Consider the following 17,378-nt stretch of genomic DNA (forward strand, 5'->3'; position numbering starts at 1 on the left):
GGGGGGACCCTGTGGGAGAGTAGGACGCCGCCGAACAATTTTTGCTGGGGAAGCCCCGCACCTTTATGGTGCGGGGCTTTTCCGCGTTCCGGGGGTACCAGCGGTTCCGGAAAGGCCAGGGGAGGCGGACGACCGTCGGCTGAGCCGTGGCTGCGCGGCCGCCCCTCCGTGAGAGCCCGCCGCGACGGAGGGTAAAGTCAGGGGGCAACGTTGGCATTTTCTCTCAGGAGGCCCCCGGGTGGAGGTCCAGGAGACCGCGGTCCAGACGGACCGGGTACTCACCATTCCCAACATCCTCAGCGCCGCGAGGCTCCTCGGGGTACCCCTCTTCCTCTGGCTGATTCTCCGCCCCGAGTTCGACGGGCACAACAGCGACGGATGGGCGCTCCTCGTCCTCGCCCTCAGCGGAATCAGCGACTACCTGGACGGAAAACTCGCCAGACGCTGGAATCAGATCAGCCGGCTCGGCCGGCTCCTCGACCCCGCCGCCGACCGGCTCTACATTCTGTCGACCCTGGTTGGCCTCACCTGGCGGGAGATTCTTCCGCTCTGGCTCACCTGCGTACTGCTCGCCCGTGAGCTGGTCCTTCTCGTCATGGTCGGCCTCCTGCGACGGCACGGCTTCCCGCCTCCCCAGGTGAACTTTCTCGGGAAGGCGGCTACCTTCAACTTGATGTACGCCTTCCCGTTGCTGCTGCTCAGCGACGGGAGCGGCTGGCTCGCGTCCACAGCGGCGGTTTTCGGATGGGCGTTCGCCGGATGGGGTACAACGCTCTATTGGTGGGCAGGAATCTTGTACGTGGTGCAGGTCCGCCGAGTCATCAAGGCGGACACCGCGGCCGATTGAGTCCGTAGCTGATTCCGTGCGGTCCCGGTCGGTAATTCAGTCGTCTCTTTCAAGGAGGACGCTTCCGACATGAAGGCCGTCGTGATGGCCGGTGGCGAAGGTACCCGGCTTCGCCCCATGACCTCAAGCATGCCCAAGCCCCTGCTCCCGGTGGCCAACCGGCCCATCATGGAACACGTGCTGAGGCTGCTCAAAAGGCACGGGCTGACCGAGACCGTGGTCACCGTCCAGTTCCTGGCCTCACTCGTCAAGAACTACTTCGGTGACGGCGAAGAACTCGGCATGGAACTCACCTATGCCAACGAGGAGAAGCCACTCGGCACCGCCGGCAGCGTCAAGAACGCCGAGGAAGCGCTGAAGGACGATGCCTTCCTCGTCATCTCCGGTGACGCGCTCACCGACTTCGACCTCACCGACCTCATCAACTTCCACAAGGAAAAAGGCGCCCTCGTCACCGTCTGCCTGACTCGGGTGCCCAATCCGCTGGAATTCGGCATCACCATCGTCGACGACGAAGGAAAGGTCGAACGGTTCCTGGAGAAGCCGACCTGGGGCCAGGTCTTCTCCGACACCGTGAACACCGGCATCTACGTCATGGAGCCCGAAGTCTTCGACTACGTCGAGGCCGACGTCTCCGTCGACTGGTCCGGGGACGTCTTCCCGCAGCTGATGAAGGAAGGCAAGCCCGTCTACGGCTACATCGCCGAGGGCTACTGGGAAGACGTCGGCACCCACGAGAGCTACGTCAAGGCCCAGGCCGACGTACTCGACCGGAAGGTCGACGTCGAACTCGACGGGTTCGAGATCTCCCCGGGCGTCTGGGTCGCCGAAGGCGCCGACGTCCATCCCGACGCCGTCCTGCGCGGCCCCCTCTACATCGGGGACTACGCCAAGGTCGAAGCCGACGCCGAGATCCGCGAACACACCGTCGTCGGCTCCAACGTCGTCGTCAAGACGGGGGCCTTCCTTCACAAGGCCGTCCTGCACGACAACGTCTACATCGGCGAACACAGCAACCTGCGCGGCTGCGTCGTCGGCAAGAACACCGACATCATGCGCGCCGCCAGAATCGAGGACGGCGCCGTCATCGGCGACGAGTGCCTCGTCGGTGAGGAATCGATCGTCCAGGGGAACGTGCGCGTCTACCCCTTCAAGACGATCGAGGCCGGCGCCTTCGTCAACACCTCCGTCATCTGGGAATCCCGCGGACAGGCTCATCTCTTCGGGGCGCGCGGGGTCTCCGGCATCCTCAACGTCGAGATCACCCCCGAACTGGCGGTGCGCCTCGCGGGCGCCTACGCCACGACCCTCAAGAAGGGGTCGACCGTCACCACCGCGCGTGACCACTCGCGTGGTGCCCGCGCACTCAAGCGGGCGGTGATCTCCGCACTCCAGGCCAGCGCCATCGACGTACGCGACCTGGAGAACGTGCCGCTGCCCGTGGCCCGCCAGCAGACGGCGCGCGGCAGCGCCGGCGGCATCATGATCCGTACGACGCCGGGAGTCCCCGACTCCGTCGACATCATGTTCTTCGACGGCAACGGCGCCGACCTCTCCCAGGCCAGTCAGCGCAAGCTCGACCGCGTGTACGCACGCCAGGAGTACCGCAGGGCCTTCCCCGGGGAGATCGGCGACCTGCACTTCCCCTCCAGCGTCTTCGACTCGTACACCGGCTCACTGCTGCGCAACATCGACACCACCGGCATCACCGAGGCCGGGCTCAAGGTCGTCGTCGACGCCTCCAACGGAAGCGCCGGACTCGTCCTGCCGAGCCTCCTCGGCAAGCTCGGCGTCGACTCGCTGACCATCAACCCGGGGCTGGACGAGTCCAGGCCCACGGAGACCGGCGACACCCGAAGGGCCGGACTGATCCGGCTCGGGGAGATCGTCGCCTCGGCACGGGCCGCCTTCGGCGTGCGCTTCGACCCGGTGGGCGAGCGGCTCTCCCTGGTGGACGAGAAGGGCCGGATCATCGAGGACGACCGGGCGCTGCTCGTACTCCTCGACCTCGTCGCCGCCGAGCGGCGCAGCGGGCGCGTCGGACTGCCGGTCACCACGACCCGTATCGCCGAACAGGTCGCCGCGTACCACGGCACCCAGGTCGAGTGGACGATGACCTCGCCCGACGACCTGACCCGGGTAGGCCGCGAGGACAGCACGATCTTCGGCGGTGACGGCCGCGGCGGCTTCATCATCCCCGAGTTCAGCAGCGTCTTCGACGGCACGGCCGCCTTCGTCCGGCTGCTGGGCCTCGTCGCCCGCACCCAGCTCACCCTCAGCCAGATCGACGCACGCATCCCGCGCGCCCACGTCCTCAAGCGGGACCTCGCGACACCGTGGGCCGTCAAGGGACTCGTCATGCGACGGGTCGTGGAGGCGGCCGGGGACCGGTCCGTGGACATCACCGACGGCGTACGGGTCGTCGAGACGGACGGACGCTGGGTCATGGTGCTCCCCGACCCCGCCGAGGCCGTCACGCACCTGTGGGCCGAAGGCCCCGACGACGCCTCCGCGCAGGCGCTGCTCGACGAGTGGGCCGCGATCGTGGACAGCGCCGGTCGCTGACACCCTGTGAACAACCCGGCAGGCCGGGCGGACGGGACCGTTCGACACGAACGGGACCGCCGCCCGGTCCGTCGGTGGGGCCATTCGGAGGAACGGGCCGCGACATGCGACGATGTGCGGCATGTCGCAGCAGCCCCCCGTCCGGAGCACCGCGCCGCCCCGGCGCCCCGATGCCTCCATGTCGCTGCTGACCAACGTCATGGACCACAGCCTCGACGAGGGCTACGCAGAGGCCGCCGCCCGCAAGAAGGAACAGGGGGCGCAGGCCGGGCTGCCCCGTAACCTGCGGGCCAGGCTCGGACTCGGTCTCGGCCTCGTCCTCGCGGCACTCGTCGTCACGATCGGCGCCTCGCAGGCGCGGGTCGCCGCCCCGGTCGTCGCCAAGGAACGCGAAGAGCTGATCGACCGGATCAACGACGAGAGCGGCAACGCCGACCGGCTCGAGGACCGCGTCGACGCCCTGCGTGAGGACGTGAGCAAGCGCCAGGACGCGGCACTCAAGAACTCCGGCGGCAGCGGTACCGCTCTCGTCAGCCTCCTGTCCGGCGCGGTCCCCGTGCACGGCCCGGGAGTGCGGCTCGTCGTGGACGACGCCAAGGAGGCGGACCAGGGCGGCGGAGGCGGGCCCCGGGAGAGCGCCGGGTTCTCCGACACCGGGCGGGTCCGCGACCGCGACATGCAACGCGTCGTCAACGGCCTCTGGGAGTCCGGCGCCGAGGCGGTGGCGATCAACGGCCGCCGGCTCACCGCCCTCTCCGCCATCCGCGCGGCCGGCGACGCGATTCTCGTCGACAACAAACCTCTCGTGCCGCCGTACACCGTGCTCGCCGTGGGCGACGGAGAACGGCTGAGCACGCGGTTCCAGAACAGTGTGGACGGCCAGTACCTGCACACGCTCAAGGAGAACTTCGACATCCGTACGAAGATCTCCGCGCAGGCAGACGTCCGGCTGCCGGCGGCGCCCAGTGTGACCGTCCGTTCCGCACAGCCGAAGACAGCAGGGAAGGGCACATCGTGATCGCCGTACTGGGCCTCGTCGTGGGAGTCGTGGTCGGACTGTTCGTCCGGCCCGAGGTTCCCGCGGTGGTCGAGCCGTATCTGCCGATCGCCGTCGTGGCGGCACTGGACGCCGTGTTCGGCGGTCTGCGGGCGATGCTCGACGGGATTTTCGACGACAAGGTCTTCGTCGTCTCCTTCCTCTCCAACGTCGTGGTCGCCGCGCTCATCGTCTTCCTCGGCGACAAACTCGGCGTCGGCGCCCAGCTGTCCACCGGGGTCGTCGTGGTGCTCGGCATCCGCATCTTCTCCAACGCGGCCGCCATCCGGCGGCACATCTTCCGGGCGTGACGCGCACGTGAGCCAGACACCGCCTCCCGAGGACGGCACCCCGCCCCCGGCTCCGGTCCCCGCCGAGCCGCCGCAGCCGCCCGCAGAGCCCCTGACGGGCCGTCAGCGGCTCGTCAAGGGCCTGTGGCCGCCACGCGTGACCCGGGCGCAGCTCATCGTCGCCCTGCTCCTGTTCGGTCTCGGCCTGGGCCTCGCGATCCAGGTCCGCTCGCACAACGACAGCAGCGCGTTGCGCGGCGCCCGCCAGGAAGATCTTGTCCGTATCCTCGATGAACTGGACGACCGTACTCAGCGTCTAGAAGACGAGAAGCAGAGTCTGGAAGGCCAGCGAACGGAGCTGGAGAACAGTTCCGACCAGGCCGAGGAGGCGCGGAAGCAGACGGTGGAGAAACAGCGGCAGCTGGGCGTCCTGGCGGGCACGGTGGCCGCCGAGGGACCCGGCATCACGATGACGGTGAGCGATTCCAAGGGGACGGTCGAGGCGGACATGCTGCTCGACGCGGTCCAGGAACTGCGTGCGGCGGGTGCCGAGGCGATCCAGGTCAACGACGTGCGGGTGGTGGCGGACACATATCTCTCCGACGCCTCCGGCAAGGGCATCCAGGTCGACGGAGCCACGGTGCGACCGCCCTACCGGTTCAAGGTCATCGGCAAGCCGCAGGACCTCGGACCGGCGCTGAACATCCCCGGCGGGATCGTGCAGACTCTGGAGAAGGAGCAGGCCGGAGTGGTCGTGACCGATGAGGAGAAGATCGTCGTGGCCGCCTTGCGGCCCGCGAAGGAGCCCGATTACGCTCGGTCGTCCTCGCGGTGAGGGGCCGGGGCATGCGTGGCCGTGGGCCACGGCATGAGCTTGCGGGGGGTCGACGCATCGTCAGAGGTGCGCGTGGTGGAAACTGTCCGGTGGTTGTGGACGTTGTAAAGATGTCCCGGACGGTCAATGTGTGCAATGAGGCTTCGTCCTGCCCCACGGGCGGGTCTGTTTCGGTCAAGGGGAATCGCCCGTGAAGTTTTTTGCGAAGTTGTTCGGCAAGAGCACACGCGAGGACGGTGCCAACCGGCACCGGGCCGGCCGTGGCGCCGAGGACGCGGGGGAGCAGGGCGCGGAACGCCCCCTGTTCCGTGACCAGCTGGGTGGAGCGGGCCCGTCGTCCGCTGACCCCGCCGGTGCGGGCCGCATAGGTGCCGGGGAACCGTCGGCCTCGGGTGCGGGTGGAGGGTTTGCCTCCGGGCCGTACCCCTCGAACGCTCCCGCGGGAGCGCCGCGGCAGGAGGACCCGTCCATGGCCTTTCTGGTCTGTACCAGGTGCGGTCACCAGAACCCGCAGGCCAGCCGCTTCTGCTCCAACTGCGGCGCGCCCCTGCGGCCCGGTGCGACCCCGGAGCGCGCCTCCGAGACGACGTCGACCATCTCCATCTCGGGGCTGGAGGCGTACGACCCGGAGACCACCGGGCAGACCGCTCTGCCGACGCTCTCCTCCGAGGCGCAGGCCGCGGTGGACGCCCTGCCGCGCGGATCGGCTCTGCTGATCGTGCGCCGCGGCCCCAACTCGGGCAGCCGGTTCCTGCTCGACGGGGAGCTGACCACCGCCGGCCGTCACCCGCAGAGCGACATCTTCCTGGACGACGTGACGGTCTCGCGCCGTCACGTGGAGTTCCGGCGCGTGAGTGACGGGTCCTTCACGGTCGCGGACGTGGGCAGCCTCAACGGCACCTACGTCAACCGTGAGCGCATCGACTCCGTGACCCTGGCCAACGGCGACGAGGTGCAGATCGGGAAGTACCGGCTGGTCTTCTACGCGAGCCAGCAGGGCATCTGACCCGCGAGGGAAGGACCGAGGTGAACAGAGGCAGGGGCGGTGCCGGTCTCGACACCGCCGCGGGCGGCCGGCCGGTGAGCATCGGCACGGTGCTCACGACGCTGCGCGAGGAGTTCCCCGAGGTCACGATCTCGAAGATCCGCTTCCTTGAGGCCGAGGGGCTCGTCGAACCGCAGCGGACCGCCTCCGGCTACCGCAAGTTCACCCCGCGGGACGTGGAGCGGCTGAGCCACGTCCTGCGGCTCCAGCGCGACCACTACCTGCCGCTCAAGGCCATCCGGGAGTACCTGGACGCCGTGGAGCGGGGGGAGCGGCCCCCGGCCCCCGCGGTCGGCCGGCAGAGCGCTCCGCCGGCCGCCGAGGAGGTCACGGTGCGCCGCCTGGGGCGTGCCGAGCTGCTGGCGGCGGCCGAGGTGGGGGAAGCGGACCTCCTCGAATGGGAGTCATACGGGCTCGTCGTACCGCTGCCGGGCGGGGACTACGACGCCCAGGCGGTCCGCGTGGCCCGGCTGGTGGCGGAACTCGGCCGGTTCGGCATCGAACCGCGCCATCTGCGGGCCACCAAGGCCGCCGCCGAACGCGAGGCCGGACTGATCGAACAAGTGGTCGCACCGCTGGTCAGGCACCGCAACCCGCAGACCAGGGCCCAGGCGGAGGAGCGGACCACGGAACTCGCCGGACTCGCCGTGGGCCTGCACTCGGCGCTCGTGCAGCTGGCCCTCGGCGTGCGGCTGCCGTGACCGGGACGGGGCCCGACTACCCAAACCCTCGGGTCACGTCCTAGGGTTGGTGTGTGAACGAGCTCGACGTCGTAGGTGTCCGGGTCGAAATGCCCTCCAACCAGCCGATCGTGCTCCTGCGTGAAGTGGGAGGCGACCGGTACCTTCCCATCTGGATCGGAGCGGGTGAGGCGACCGCGATCGCCTTCGCCCAACAGGGGATGTCTCCGGCCAGGCCGCTTACGCACGACCTTTTCAAGGACGTGCTCGACGCGATGGGTCAGGAGCTGACCGAAGTACGGATCACCGACCTCCGGGAAGGTGTCTTCTACGCGGAACTCGTGTTCGCCAGTGGAGTCGAGGTCAGTGCGCGTCCCTCGGACGCCATAGCGCTGGCCCTGCGGACCGGAACGCCGATCTACGGCAGCGACGGTGTGCTGGACGACGCGGGGATCGCCATTCCCGACGAGCAGGAGGACGAGGTGGAGAAGTTCCGCGAGTTCCTCGACCAGATCTCGCCCGAGGATTTCGGGACCAACAGTCAGTGAGCCGACCGGCCGCCCCACCGCCCCGCCTCGACGGGACGGTGGGGCGGCCGTCTGCTGTGCCGCTCATGTGCCCGGCGCCGTCACCGGCCGGTTCGGCCCGGAGGATTCCCGTCCGGCAGGTGGACACGTCCTTGATCCGGCCCCTGTGAACGTGCCATTCGGCTAGCCTTTCCCCGGCACAGGTCACGGAAAACCACTCTCTGGGTGATTATCACTCGGCGTGCCCAGCGTGGCGATCGTTGACGCACCCCGAGTGACTGCCTACCGTCGGGAGGCAGGTCGAGGACGGAGGTCGGCGTGAGAAGCAGCGGCGACAGCAGGGTGGGGGGCGCTCCCGGGCGACGTCCGGGGGAGAGCGGCCCGCTGCCGTTGCGCGGGAGCGCGCCCAGGCCCGCGGCGACGCGGCCAGGAGTGGTCCCCGAGACGCCCGCGACCGGTTCCCCCGGCGTCGGCTACCGGGGTCCCACGGCCTGTGCGGCGGCCGGGATCACATACCGCCAACTGGACTACTGGGCCCGTACCGGTCTGGTCGAGCCGAGCGTGCGGGCGGCCCAGGGCTCCGGGACGCAGCGGCTCTACAGCTTTCAGGACGTGGTCGTCCTGAAAATCGTCCGGCGTTTCCTCGACACCGGGGTCTCGCTCCAGAACATCCGCACCACGGTGCAGCACCTGCGGGACCGCGACGCGCGGGACCTGGAGGGCATGACGCTCATGAGCGACGGGGCGACGGTCTACGAGTGCACCTCCACCGACGAGGTCCTCGAACTCCTCCAGGGCGGCCAGGGCGTCTTCGGTATCGCGGTGGGGGTCGTGTGGCGGGACGTCGAGGCGGCGCTCTCCCAGTTGCACGGTGAACGGATCGACACGGGGGAGACGCTGATCCGCGCCAACCCCGGCGACGAACTGGCCCGCCGCCGCAACCGCGCGGTCTGAGCCCCGCGGCCCGGCGGTCCGGGTGATGCGTGCGGGGCCCAGCGTGGGCCGGGTGCGTTGTCAGTGGCGTGAGGGACGATCGGGTACGTGAGAAGCGCGCCCACCATCATGCATCTGGACATGGATGCGTTCTTCGCCGCGGCGGAACAGGCGGCGAAGCCGAGCCTGCGCGGCAAGGCGGTGGTGGTCGGGGGCCTGGGGCCGCGTGGCGTGGTCTCCACGGCCTCCTACGAGGCGCGGGCCTTCGGGGTCCACTCCGCGATGCCGATGGGCCAGGCGCGGCGTCTGGCGCCGCACGCCGCGTATCTCGTGCCGCGCTTCACCCTCTACCGCGAGATCAGCGAGCAGGTCATGCGGCTGCTGGGCGCTCTCTCGCCCCTGGTGGAGCCGCTGAGCCTGGACGAGGCCTTCGTCGACCTGGAGGCGGGGAAGGTGGCCTTCGACGCGCGCAGCGCGCGCGAGGCGGGCGAGCGGCTGCGCTCCGACATCAAAAGCGTCACCGGACTGACCGGTTCTGTCGGGCTCGCCGCCTCGAAGATGCTCGCCAAGATCGGCTCCGAGCGGGCGAAGCCCGACGGACTCGTCCTCATCGAGCCGGGAACGGAGCGGGACCTCCTCGCGCCTCTGTCGGTGCGCACGCTGCCCGGGGTCGGCCCGGCCACCGGGGACCACCTGCGGCGGGCCGGGATCACCAGCGTCGGTGAGATCGCCGAGGCCGGCTCGGACGAACTGGTCCGTCTGCTGGGCAGGGCGCACGGCGCCTCGCTGTACGCCATGGCCCTGGCTCTCGACGAGCGGCCGGTCGTGGCCGAGCGCGAGGGCAAGTCCGTCTCGGTCGAGGACACCTACGACGTCGACATCCACGACCGGGTACGGGTGCGTGGGGAGGTCGCCCGGCTCGCCGACCGCTGTGTGTCCCGGCTGCGGGAGAGCGGACGCTCGGGCCGCACCGTCGTCCTCAAGGTCCGCCGCTTCGACTTCTCGACCCTCACCCGCTCCGAGACCCTGCGCGGTCCCACCGACGACCCCGCCGTCGTCCGGGAGGCGGCCGCCCGCCTCCTGGAGGGCGTCGACACGACCGGCGGGGTGCGGCTCCTCGGCGTCGGCGTGTCGGGCCTCGCCGACTACACGCAGGAGGACCTGTTCGCGCAGGCCGCCACGGAACGGCTCGCGGCCGAGGTCGCCGCCCGGGAGAAGGAGCCCGCGCCGAGCGCCGAGCCTGCCGCGCCCGAACCCGCGGTGCGGCACTGGCGGCCGGGGCGCGACGTGACGCACCGCGTGCACGGGCCCGGCTGGGTGCAGGGCAGCGGCGTCGGGCGCGTCACCGTCCGTTTCGAGACGCCGCAGTCGCCGCCCGGCCGGGTACGGACCTTCCCCGTCGACGATCCCGACCTGAGCCCCTCCGAGCCCCTGCCGCTCGTGCGGCCGTGAGCATGCCGGGCGCTCAGCTCTCCTCGCGGCCCGCGATCCGGCCGAAGTCGCGGTCGGGCGGCCGGCCCCCGGGTTCCTCCGCGGCCAGGTCGAGGCCGTAGTGCTCGTACAGCTGGAGTTCCTGCTGTGGGGAGAGATGGCGGCCGACGCCGAAGTCGGGGGCGTCCTTGATCAGGGAGCGTTCGAAGGGCACGCGCAGCACCCCGGAGACCAGCTCGCTCGGCTCCAGGGGGACGAAGGCGTCCCTGCTGAAGAGCCCGGTGCGGATGGCGGCCCACTCGGGGACGCCGGTCGCGTCGTCGAGGTAGACCTCGTCCACGGTGCCGATCCTGGTCCCCTCGCTGTCCACGGCCCTGCGGCCGATGAGAACGTGCGGATCGATGTCGGTCTCCACGGTGCCTCCCGTACTCGGGACGGAACAGGGCCGACGGGCCCCGGATCGCGGGGCGCGGCGGCGTGGCGGCCGTGCGGGAAGGCACGGCGCGTCCGTAGACACCACGAAAGAGCACTTCGGGCGACGGGGCCACTCGGGGGTCCCGCCCGCCGTGACCTGGGGGCAGGTACGTCACCTCGGCCCCTACCCCGGGCTGTGCCCGCTGGTACGCTGGCCACGGCTGCTGACCCCGTGCGGGAGAGTGCCCCGGTCACTGCGGACCGGGGACGCCGAAGGAGCAAATCCTCCCCGGAATCTCTCAGGCCCCTGTACCGCGCGGACGAGGTCACTCTGGAAAGCAGGACGGGCTTCGGGCGGTCAGGTCCGAGGCTCTCCTCACCGACGGTGAAAGCCGGTCGGCCCCCTCCGGGTGGCGGACCGGTGAAGCTCTCAGGTAGCGATGATCGCGATGACAGAGGGGGAGGCCGTCCGGGTACCCGCCTCGCGGTATCCGATGCAGGTCGCGCCGACCAGGAGGCCCCCGCAGATGACCGCCCACCGCACCTCACTCTCGCGACTCGAACAGGGCACGCCCTTCGAGCAGCGCCACATAGGGCCCGACGCGGGCGCGCGCGCCAAGATGCTCGCGCAGGTCGGCTTCGGCTCGCTCGACGAGCTGACCGAGGCCGCCGTGCCCGAGGTGATCCGCTCGACCGAGGCCCTCGACCTCCCGGCCGCCCGTACCGAGCCCGAGGTGCTGGCCGAGCTGCGCTCCCTCGCCGACCGCAACCAGGTCCTGCGCTCCATGATCGGCCTGGGCTACTACGGGACCTTCACCCCGCCCGTCGTGCTGCGCAACGTCATGGAGAACCCCTCCTGGTACACGGCGTACACGCCGTACCAGCCCGAGATCTCCCAGGGGCGGCTGGAGGCGCTGCTCAACTTCCAGACCATGGTCGCCGACCTCACCGGACTGCCCACTTCCGGCGCCTCCCTGCTCGACGAGGGCACGGCCGCCGCCGAGGCGATGGCCCTGTCCCGACGGGTCGGCAAGGTCAAGAACGGCGTCTACCTCGTCGACGCCGACACCTTCCCGCAGACCACCGCGGTCCTGCGCACCCGCGCCGAGCCGACCGGCGTCGAGATCGTCGTCGCCGACCTCGGTGAGGGCATCCCCGACGAGGTCGCCGAACGCGGCGTGTGCGGCGTGCTGCTCCAGTACCCCGGCGCGTCCGGCGCCGTCCGCGACCTGCGGCCGGTCATCGAGCGGGCCCACGAGCTGGGCGCGGTCGTCACCGTCGCCGCCGACCTGCTCGCCCTCACCCTGCTCACCTCGCCCGGCGAGCTGGGCGCCGACATCGCCGTCGGCACCACCCAGCGCTTCGGCGTCCCGATGGGCTTCGGCGGTCCGCACGCCGGATACATGGCGGTCCGCGAGCAGTTCGCACGCAACCTGCCGGGCCGCCTCGTCGGCGTCTCGGTCGACGCCGACGGCCACAAGGCGTACCGCCTGGCCCTGCAGACCCGCGAGCAGCACATCCGCCGCGAGAAGGCCACCAGCAACATCTGCACCGCGCAGGTCCTGCTCGCCGTGATGGCCGGGATGTACGCGGTCTACCACGGCCCCGACGGGCTGCGCGGCATCGCCGAGCGCACCCACCGCTACACGAGCCTGCTCGCCGCCGGTCTGCGCGCCGCCGGGGTGGAGGTCGTGCACGGCGCGTACTTCGACACGCTCAGCGTGCGGGTGCCGGGCCGCGCCGACGAGGTCCTGGCCACCGCCAGGGAGCGGGGCGTGAACCTGTTCCGCGCCGACGCCGACACCGTCAGCCTGTCCTGCGACGAGACGACCGACCGGTCCGCCCTCGCCGCCGTGTGGGCCGCCTTCGGGGTCGAGGCCGACATCGAGTCCCTGGACGCCGAGAGCACCGACGCCCTGCCCGAGGCGCTGCTGCGTACCGACGCCTACCTCGGCCACCCCGTCTTCCACGAGCACCGCTCCGAGACGGCGATGCTGCGCTACCTGCGCTCCCTCGCCGACAAGGACTACGCGCTGGACCGCGGCATGATCCCGCTCGGCTCCTGCACGATGAAGCTGAACGCGACCACCGAGATGGAGCCGGTCACCTGGCCCGAGTTCGGCGGACTGCATCCCTTCGCCCCGGCCGGCCAGGCCCAGGGCTACCTCACCCTGATCCGGGAGCTGGAGGAACGCCTCGCCGAGGTCACCGGCTACGACAAGGTCTCGCTCCAGCCCAACGCCGGCTCCCAGGGCGAACTCGCCGGTCTGCTCGCCGTACGCGGGTACCACCGCGCCAACGGCGACACCGGGCGCACGGTGTGCCTCATCCCCTCCTCGGCCCACGGCACCAACGCCGCCTCCGCCGTGATGGCGGGCATGAAGGTGGTCGTGGTCAAGACCTCGGACGACGGGGAGATCGACGTCGAGGACCTGCGCGCCAAGATCGAGAAGCACCGCGAGGAACTCGCCGTCCTCATGATCACCTACCCCTCGACGCACGGGGTGTTCGAGGCGCACGTCGCCGACATCTGCGCCTGCGTGCACGAGGCGGGCGGCCAGGTCTACGTGGACGGAGCCAACCTCAACGCGCTGGTGGGCCTCGCCAAGCCCGGCCACTTCGGTGGCGACGTCTCGCACCTCAACCTGCACAAGACCTTCTGCATCCCGCACGGCGGCGGCGGCCCCGGCGTCGGCCCGATCGGCGTGCGCGAGCACCTCGCCCCGTACCTGCCCAACCACCCGCTCCAGCCGGCCGCCGGACCCGAGACCGGCGTCGGCCCCGTGTCGGCCGCCCCCTGGGGCTCGGCGGGCATCCTCCCGATCTCCTGGGCCTACGTGCGGCTCATGGGCGGGGAGGGCCTCAAGCGGGCCACGCAGGTCGCGGTGCTCTCGGCGAACTACATCGCCAAGCGCCTGGAGCCGCACTACCCGGTGCTCTACACCGGTCCCGGCGGGCTGGTCGCCCACGAGTGCATCATCGACCTGCGGGAGCTGACGAAGACCACGGGCGTCTCCGTGGACGACATCGCCAAGCGTCTGATCGACTACGGCTTCCACGCGCCGACCATGTCCTTCCCGGTGGCCGGCACCCTCATGATCGAGCCGACCGAGAGCGAGGACCTGGGCGAGATCGACCGCTTCTGCGAGGCGATGATCGCCATTCGCCAGGAGATCGACAAGGTCGGTGCCGGGGTCTGGCCCGCCGAGGACAACCCGCTGCGCGGCGCCCCGCACACCGCGAACGCGCTCGCCGGTGACTGGGACCACGCGTACGAGCGGGCCGAGGCGGTCTTCCCCGGAGCCGTCACGCCGACCACGAAGTACTGGCCGCCGGTGCGCCGCATCGACCAGGCGTACGGCGACCGGAACCTGGTCTGCTCCTGCCCGCCGCTGGACGCCTACGAGGACTGACCGCACCCCCGCCGGAAGCGGGAGCGCGCCAGGGGCCGGTACGGAGTCGCACTCCGTACCGGCCCCCTTGTGTACGGGGTGCCCCCGGGCTCAGGCCGCGGCGGTCATGCGGTCCGCCGCGCGGGCCGGGGCGATGATCTGCCCGTCGGGCAGCAGTTCCCCGGTGTCCTCGAAGAGCACCACCCCGTTGCACAGAAGGCTCCAGCCCTGCTCCGGGTGGTGGGCGACGCGCTGGGCGGCGTCCCGGTCGGCGGCGTCGGCGCTGGGGCAGGAAGGCTGGTGCTGGCACATGGCTGGGTTCTTTCGCTGAGTGGTGGTCTCGTGCGCGCGGTGTCCCTCGACGGTCATGACGGCATTCCTCGTCATCCCCCGTATCCGTAGGTCCGGTCTCAGTGTTGCCCTGCGGCACCGCTTCCGCAGGGATTTCCCGGCAGCGGTCCCCACTGGTTCAGGACGCGTCACCCGTGCGGGCGGTTCACTCCCGCCCCCTGCCCCTTCGGAGGGTTTTCCCTGGCCCGTCCGGGCTAGCCCGGACGGGGAGAAAAGCGCGCACACGTACGAGAACGCGGACGGGGAAGCGGTGCGCCGGGAGATCAACCGCGCCCCGGCGCACCGCTGTTGTCGTCAAGCCCCACGCGATCGGCCCGGGGGCCGGTCCTCGGTTCAGGCGATCGGGTCGAGCAGACCCGCCGCCGGCGTCGGCGGCGGGCTGAGCCGGTGGGTCAGGACCGGGAGGAACTCCGATACGCGGTGCGGGAGATAGGCGGCGAAGCCGGGCGGCGCCGGGGCCAGCGGCACCAGCAGGTCCTGCGGGTCCAGCGCGCCCGCCGCGCCGTCGTCCGTGAGATCCGCGTGCAGCCACAGGGTCAGCATGTACAGCTCCGGTACGGACAGCAGCCGCGCCTGGTAGGGGGTGCTGAGCAGCTCCGCCTCGCGCAACGCCCGTTCCGTCGCGGTGACGTAGGGGCCCTCGAAGAAGTGGGAGAAGGCCCAGCCGTCCGCCGTCAGCCGGGTCTCGGCGGCCGCGAGGGAGCGATCGCCGCTGCGAATGAGGAAACGCCACGACGTCAGCCGGGTCCCGGCCGGAGCGTGCGCGGTCCCCCTCTCCAGCACGTGTACCGGCAGCGGTCGTTCCGGGGCGAGCGGGCCCTGGGCGGTGCGCAGGGCGGGGGTACGGGCCTCGTGGACGGCCGTGGGTGAACCCAGGGCGGTGTGGACACTGCGCAACGCGGGCGCGGGGGCGGGCGGAAGATGCAGCGGCATGGTGGGCGCCTCTCTCGTACGACAGGCTGGCGGAGCGGAGCGGGTGCGGACGGCGCTGTCAGCTCGCGGGGCCGGAGGGGCGGTTGCCTCGGCCCTCGGGCCGCGCGGGGCGCCAACTCTCCACCTCGTGCGCAGAGTTTATACGATGCGTGTTCGTTCCGTGTTTCGGCTAGCTGTCCCCACTATTGCGGGCAAGTCACTATTCGGTCGAACACGCAGGCGTTTCACCATTGATTTCTCCGGGTACCCGCCGGTGACCTCGGGATTTGATCACCCGGTGGACGGCCGGTTGTCGTCGGCGTTTATCACCAGGACCGGAGAACGGAATGGCCACCACATTTCAGCCCCGTTCCGGCACCGCTCCATGCCGCGGGAATGTGCCGACCGGGTACAGCGCAGAGGGTATCCCGCAAGGGCCGCTCGCGGGGCGTTATCGATCTCATCGCCGGGGCATCATCCACCGTGGACGTTGTGGCCGGGGTGCCCGGTCGCCCATCCGAGGAGGGACACTTCGATGGGGGAAAAGGTCGTGGCGGGCGTTTTCGACCTGTCCGATCGGCAGCGCTACCGCAGAAAGTTGCGGCAGTGTCTGGACGGTCTGGAGCGGCTTCTGGAGGAACGGCGCTTCGACCGGCCGAAGAACTTGATGGGTCTGGAGATCGAGCTGAATCTCGCCGGATCGGACGGGCTGCCCCGCATGGTGAATGGCCAGGTCCTCGAACGGATCGCCAGCCGGGATTTCCAGACCGAACTCGGAATGTTCAACCTGGAAGTCAATATCGCCCCGCACCGGCTGGGCGGCCGGGTGCTCGAACAGCTCGCCGAGGAGCTGCGCACGGGTCTCGCCTACGCGCACCGGCAGGCCGGGGAGGTGGACGCCGACGTCCTCATGATCGGCATCCTGCCGACGCTCAGCCGCGCCGACCTCGTCGAGTCGAACCTCTCCGACGTGGACCGGTACACCCTGCTCAACGACCAGATCCTGGCGGCCAGGGGAGAGGACTTCCGTCTCGACATCGAGGGGGTCGAGAGGCTCAGCTGCACGACGGCCTCGATCATGCCCGAAGCGGCGTGCACCTCGGTCCAGTTGCACCTGCAAGTGACGCCGGACCGGTTCGCCGACGTGTGGAACGCGGCGCAGGCCGTCACCGCCGCGCAGATCGCGGTGGGCGCCAACGCGCCCTTCGTGTTCGGCCACGAGCTGTGGCCCGAGTCGCGTCCGCCGCTGTTCCAGCAGGCCACCGACACCCGGCCGCCCGAACTCGTCGCCCAAGGGGTGCGTCCGCGCACCTGGTTCGGGGAGCGGTGGGTGAGCGGCCCGCTCGACCTGTTCGAGGAGAACCTGCGGTACTTCCCCGCGCTCCTGCCGATCTGCGAGGACGAGGACCCGGACCGGGTGCTGGCGGCCGGAGGGGTCCCGCGGCTCGCCGAACTCACCCTGCACAACGGGACCGTGTACCGCTGGAACCGCCCCGTCTACTCGGTGGCCGACGGGGTGCCGCACCTGCGCGTCGAGAACCGCGTCCTGCCGGCCGGCCCGACGGTCACCGACGTCATCGCCAACACGGCCTTCTACTACGGGCTGGTGCGCGCCCTCGCGGAGCAGAGCCGCCCCGTGTGGAGCCGCATGCCGTTCGAGGTGGCCGCCGAGAACTTCGACGCCGCCTGCCGGCAGGGCATCGAGGCCCGGCTGCGCTGGCCGCGCCGCGGCAGGACCGGCCCCGCGCTGGTCGAGCAGCCCGCCGTGACCCTCGTACGCGAGGAACTGCTCCCGCTGGCCGCCGAGGGGCTCGACGCGTGGGGCGTGGACCCCGCCGACCGGGACCGCTACCTGGGGGTGATCGAGGAGCGCTGCCGGCGACGGGTCAACGGGGCCTCCTGGCAGTCGGCCACCTATCACCGGGCGCTGGAGAGCGGAATGGACCGGGAGAGCGCGCTCGCCGCCACCACCCGCAGGTACGCGGAGCTGATGCACGCGGGCGAACCGGTCCACAGCTGGCCCGTCGGGCTGCTGGAGAGCGTCGGCTGAACCCCTGGGGCAGGGGGCGGGCCCCGCCTTCCGGGACGCCCGGGGAGGCCGGGCCGCCCCGGCCCCCGGC

15 protein-coding genes and 1 riboswitch are annotated in these 17,378 nt (G+C 70.8%); of the genes, 12 read left to right on the forward strand and 3 right to left on the reverse strand.

The annotated features are described in order from the left end of the window. Nucleotides 1–238: 238 nt before the first annotated feature. The 10 genes from AB0J21_RS30750 to AB0J21_RS30795 all read left to right on the forward strand — a co-directional run bounded on the left by AB0J21_RS30750 (nt 239) and on the right by AB0J21_RS30795 (nt 10,210). A complete protein-coding gene (locus AB0J21_RS30750; RefSeq protein WP_363149443.1) occupies nt 239–847 on the forward strand; it encodes a CDP-alcohol phosphatidyltransferase family protein in 609 nt (202 codons plus the stop codon). A 69-nt stretch (nt 848–916) separates the two neighbouring features. Beyond that, entirely contained in the window at nt 917–3,412 is a 2,496-nt protein-coding gene (locus AB0J21_RS30755) for a mannose-1-phosphate guanyltransferase (protein WP_363149444.1), read from the forward strand. Between the two features lie 112 nt (nt 3,413–3,524). Then, a complete protein-coding gene (locus tag AB0J21_RS30760) occupies nt 3,525–4,430 on the forward strand; it encodes a DUF881 domain-containing protein (protein ID WP_363149445.1) in 906 nt (301 codons plus the stop codon). Then, on the forward strand, nt 4,427–4,759 hold the full coding sequence (locus AB0J21_RS30765) for a small basic family protein (RefSeq protein ID WP_100597644.1): 333 nt from the start codon (nt 4,427–4,429) through the stop codon (nt 4,757–4,759). The genes AB0J21_RS30760 and AB0J21_RS30765 overlap by 4 nt, the downstream gene beginning before the upstream one ends. Nucleotides 4,760–4,766: 7 nt before the next feature. After that, nucleotides 4,767–5,573, forward strand: a complete 807-nt coding sequence (locus tag AB0J21_RS30770) for a DUF881 domain-containing protein (RefSeq protein WP_363149446.1) — start codon at nt 4,767–4,769, stop codon at nt 5,571–5,573. A gap of 148 nt (nt 5,574–5,721) precedes the next feature. Next, nucleotides 5,722–6,579: an FHA domain-containing protein gene (locus AB0J21_RS30775; RefSeq protein WP_363149527.1), complete on the forward strand. Its 858-nt coding sequence runs from the start codon at nt 5,722–5,724 to the stop codon at nt 6,577–6,579. A gap of 74 nt (nt 6,580–6,653) precedes the next feature. Further along, nucleotides 6,654–7,319, forward strand: a complete 666-nt coding sequence (locus tag AB0J21_RS30780) for a MerR family transcriptional regulator (RefSeq protein ID WP_363149528.1) — start codon at nt 6,654–6,656, stop codon at nt 7,317–7,319. Nucleotides 7,320–7,372: 53 nt separating this feature from the next. Then, nucleotides 7,373–7,846, forward strand: coding sequence for a bifunctional nuclease family protein (locus AB0J21_RS30785; protein WP_363149447.1), 474 nt, complete (start codon nt 7,373–7,375; stop codon nt 7,844–7,846). 297 nt (nt 7,847–8,143) lie between these two features. After that, nucleotides 8,144–8,779 (forward strand): MerR family transcriptional regulator, encoded by a 636-nt coding sequence (locus tag AB0J21_RS30790; protein ID WP_363149448.1) that lies wholly within the window; start codon nt 8,144–8,146, stop codon nt 8,777–8,779. 87 nt (nt 8,780–8,866) lie between these two features. Then, nucleotides 8,867–10,210 carry a DNA polymerase IV gene (locus AB0J21_RS30795; RefSeq protein ID WP_363149449.1) on the forward strand — a complete coding sequence of 448 codons (1,344 nt, stop codon included), beginning with the start codon at nt 8,867–8,869 and terminating at the stop codon, nt 10,208–10,210. A 13-nt stretch (nt 10,211–10,223) separates the two neighbouring features. Here the strand turns inward: AB0J21_RS30795 and AB0J21_RS30800 are convergent, their stop codons facing one another. Next, complete coding sequence (locus tag AB0J21_RS30800) at nt 10,224–10,604, reverse strand: PRC-barrel domain-containing protein (protein WP_363149450.1); 381 nt, start codon at nt 10,602–10,604, stop codon at nt 10,224–10,226. Between the two features lie 224 nt (nt 10,605–10,828). After that, nucleotides 10,829–10,928, forward strand: a riboswitch (glycine riboswitch). 202 nt (nt 10,929–11,130) lie between these two features. Between AB0J21_RS30800 and gcvP the strand changes: the two genes are divergently transcribed. Beyond that, on the forward strand, nt 11,131–14,016 hold the full coding sequence (gcvP, locus tag AB0J21_RS30805) for an aminomethyl-transferring glycine dehydrogenase (RefSeq protein ID WP_363149451.1): 2,886 nt from the start codon (nt 11,131–11,133) through the stop codon (nt 14,014–14,016). 90 nt (nt 14,017–14,106) lie between these two features. Here the strand turns inward: gcvP and AB0J21_RS30810 are convergent, their stop codons facing one another. Further along, the gene (locus AB0J21_RS30810; RefSeq protein ID WP_363149529.1) at nt 14,107–14,307 is read right to left on the reverse strand and encodes a DUF5999 family protein; all 201 of its coding nucleotides are present in this window, start codon (nt 14,305–14,307) and stop codon (nt 14,107–14,109) included. Nucleotides 14,308–14,679: 372 nt separating this feature from the next. After that, nucleotides 14,680–15,279 carry a hypothetical protein gene (locus AB0J21_RS30815; protein ID WP_363149452.1) on the reverse strand — a complete coding sequence of 200 codons (600 nt, stop codon included), beginning with the start codon at nt 15,277–15,279 and terminating at the stop codon, nt 14,680–14,682. A gap of 514 nt (nt 15,280–15,793) precedes the next feature. Here AB0J21_RS30815 and AB0J21_RS30820 point away from each other — a divergent pair. Continuing rightward, on the forward strand, nt 15,794–17,308 hold the full coding sequence (locus AB0J21_RS30820) for a glutamate--cysteine ligase (protein WP_363149453.1): 1,515 nt from the start codon (nt 15,794–15,796) through the stop codon (nt 17,306–17,308). Nucleotides 17,309–17,378: the final 70 nt, after the last annotated feature.

The organism is Streptomyces sp. NPDC049954 (assembly GCF_040656295.1).
Lineage (GTDB): Bacteria > Actinomycetota > Actinomycetes > Streptomycetales > Streptomycetaceae > Streptomyces.

Excerpts from the sequence above, each read along its gene's own strand:
- gcvP (WP_363149451.1), top strand. The coding sequence starts at position 11,131 with ATGACCGCCCACCGCACCTCACTCTCGCGACTCGAACAGGGCACGCCC.
- AB0J21_RS30755 (WP_363149444.1), top strand. The coding sequence starts at position 917 with ATGAAGGCCGTCGTGATGGCCGGTGGCGAAGGTACCCGGCTTCGCCCC.
- AB0J21_RS30760 (WP_363149445.1), top strand. The coding sequence starts at position 3,525 with ATGTGCGGCATGTCGCAGCAGCCCCCCGTCCGGAGCACCGCGCCGCCC.
- AB0J21_RS30810 (WP_363149529.1), bottom strand. The coding sequence starts at position 14,307 with ATGTGCCAGCACCAGCCTTCCTGCCCCAGCGCCGACGCCGCCGACCGG.
- AB0J21_RS30815 (WP_363149452.1), bottom strand. The coding sequence starts at position 15,279 with ATGCCGCTGCATCTTCCGCCCGCCCCCGCGCCCGCGTTGCGCAGTGTC.
- AB0J21_RS30820 (WP_363149453.1), top strand. The coding sequence starts at position 15,794 with ATGGGGGAAAAGGTCGTGGCGGGCGTTTTCGACCTGTCCGATCGGCAG.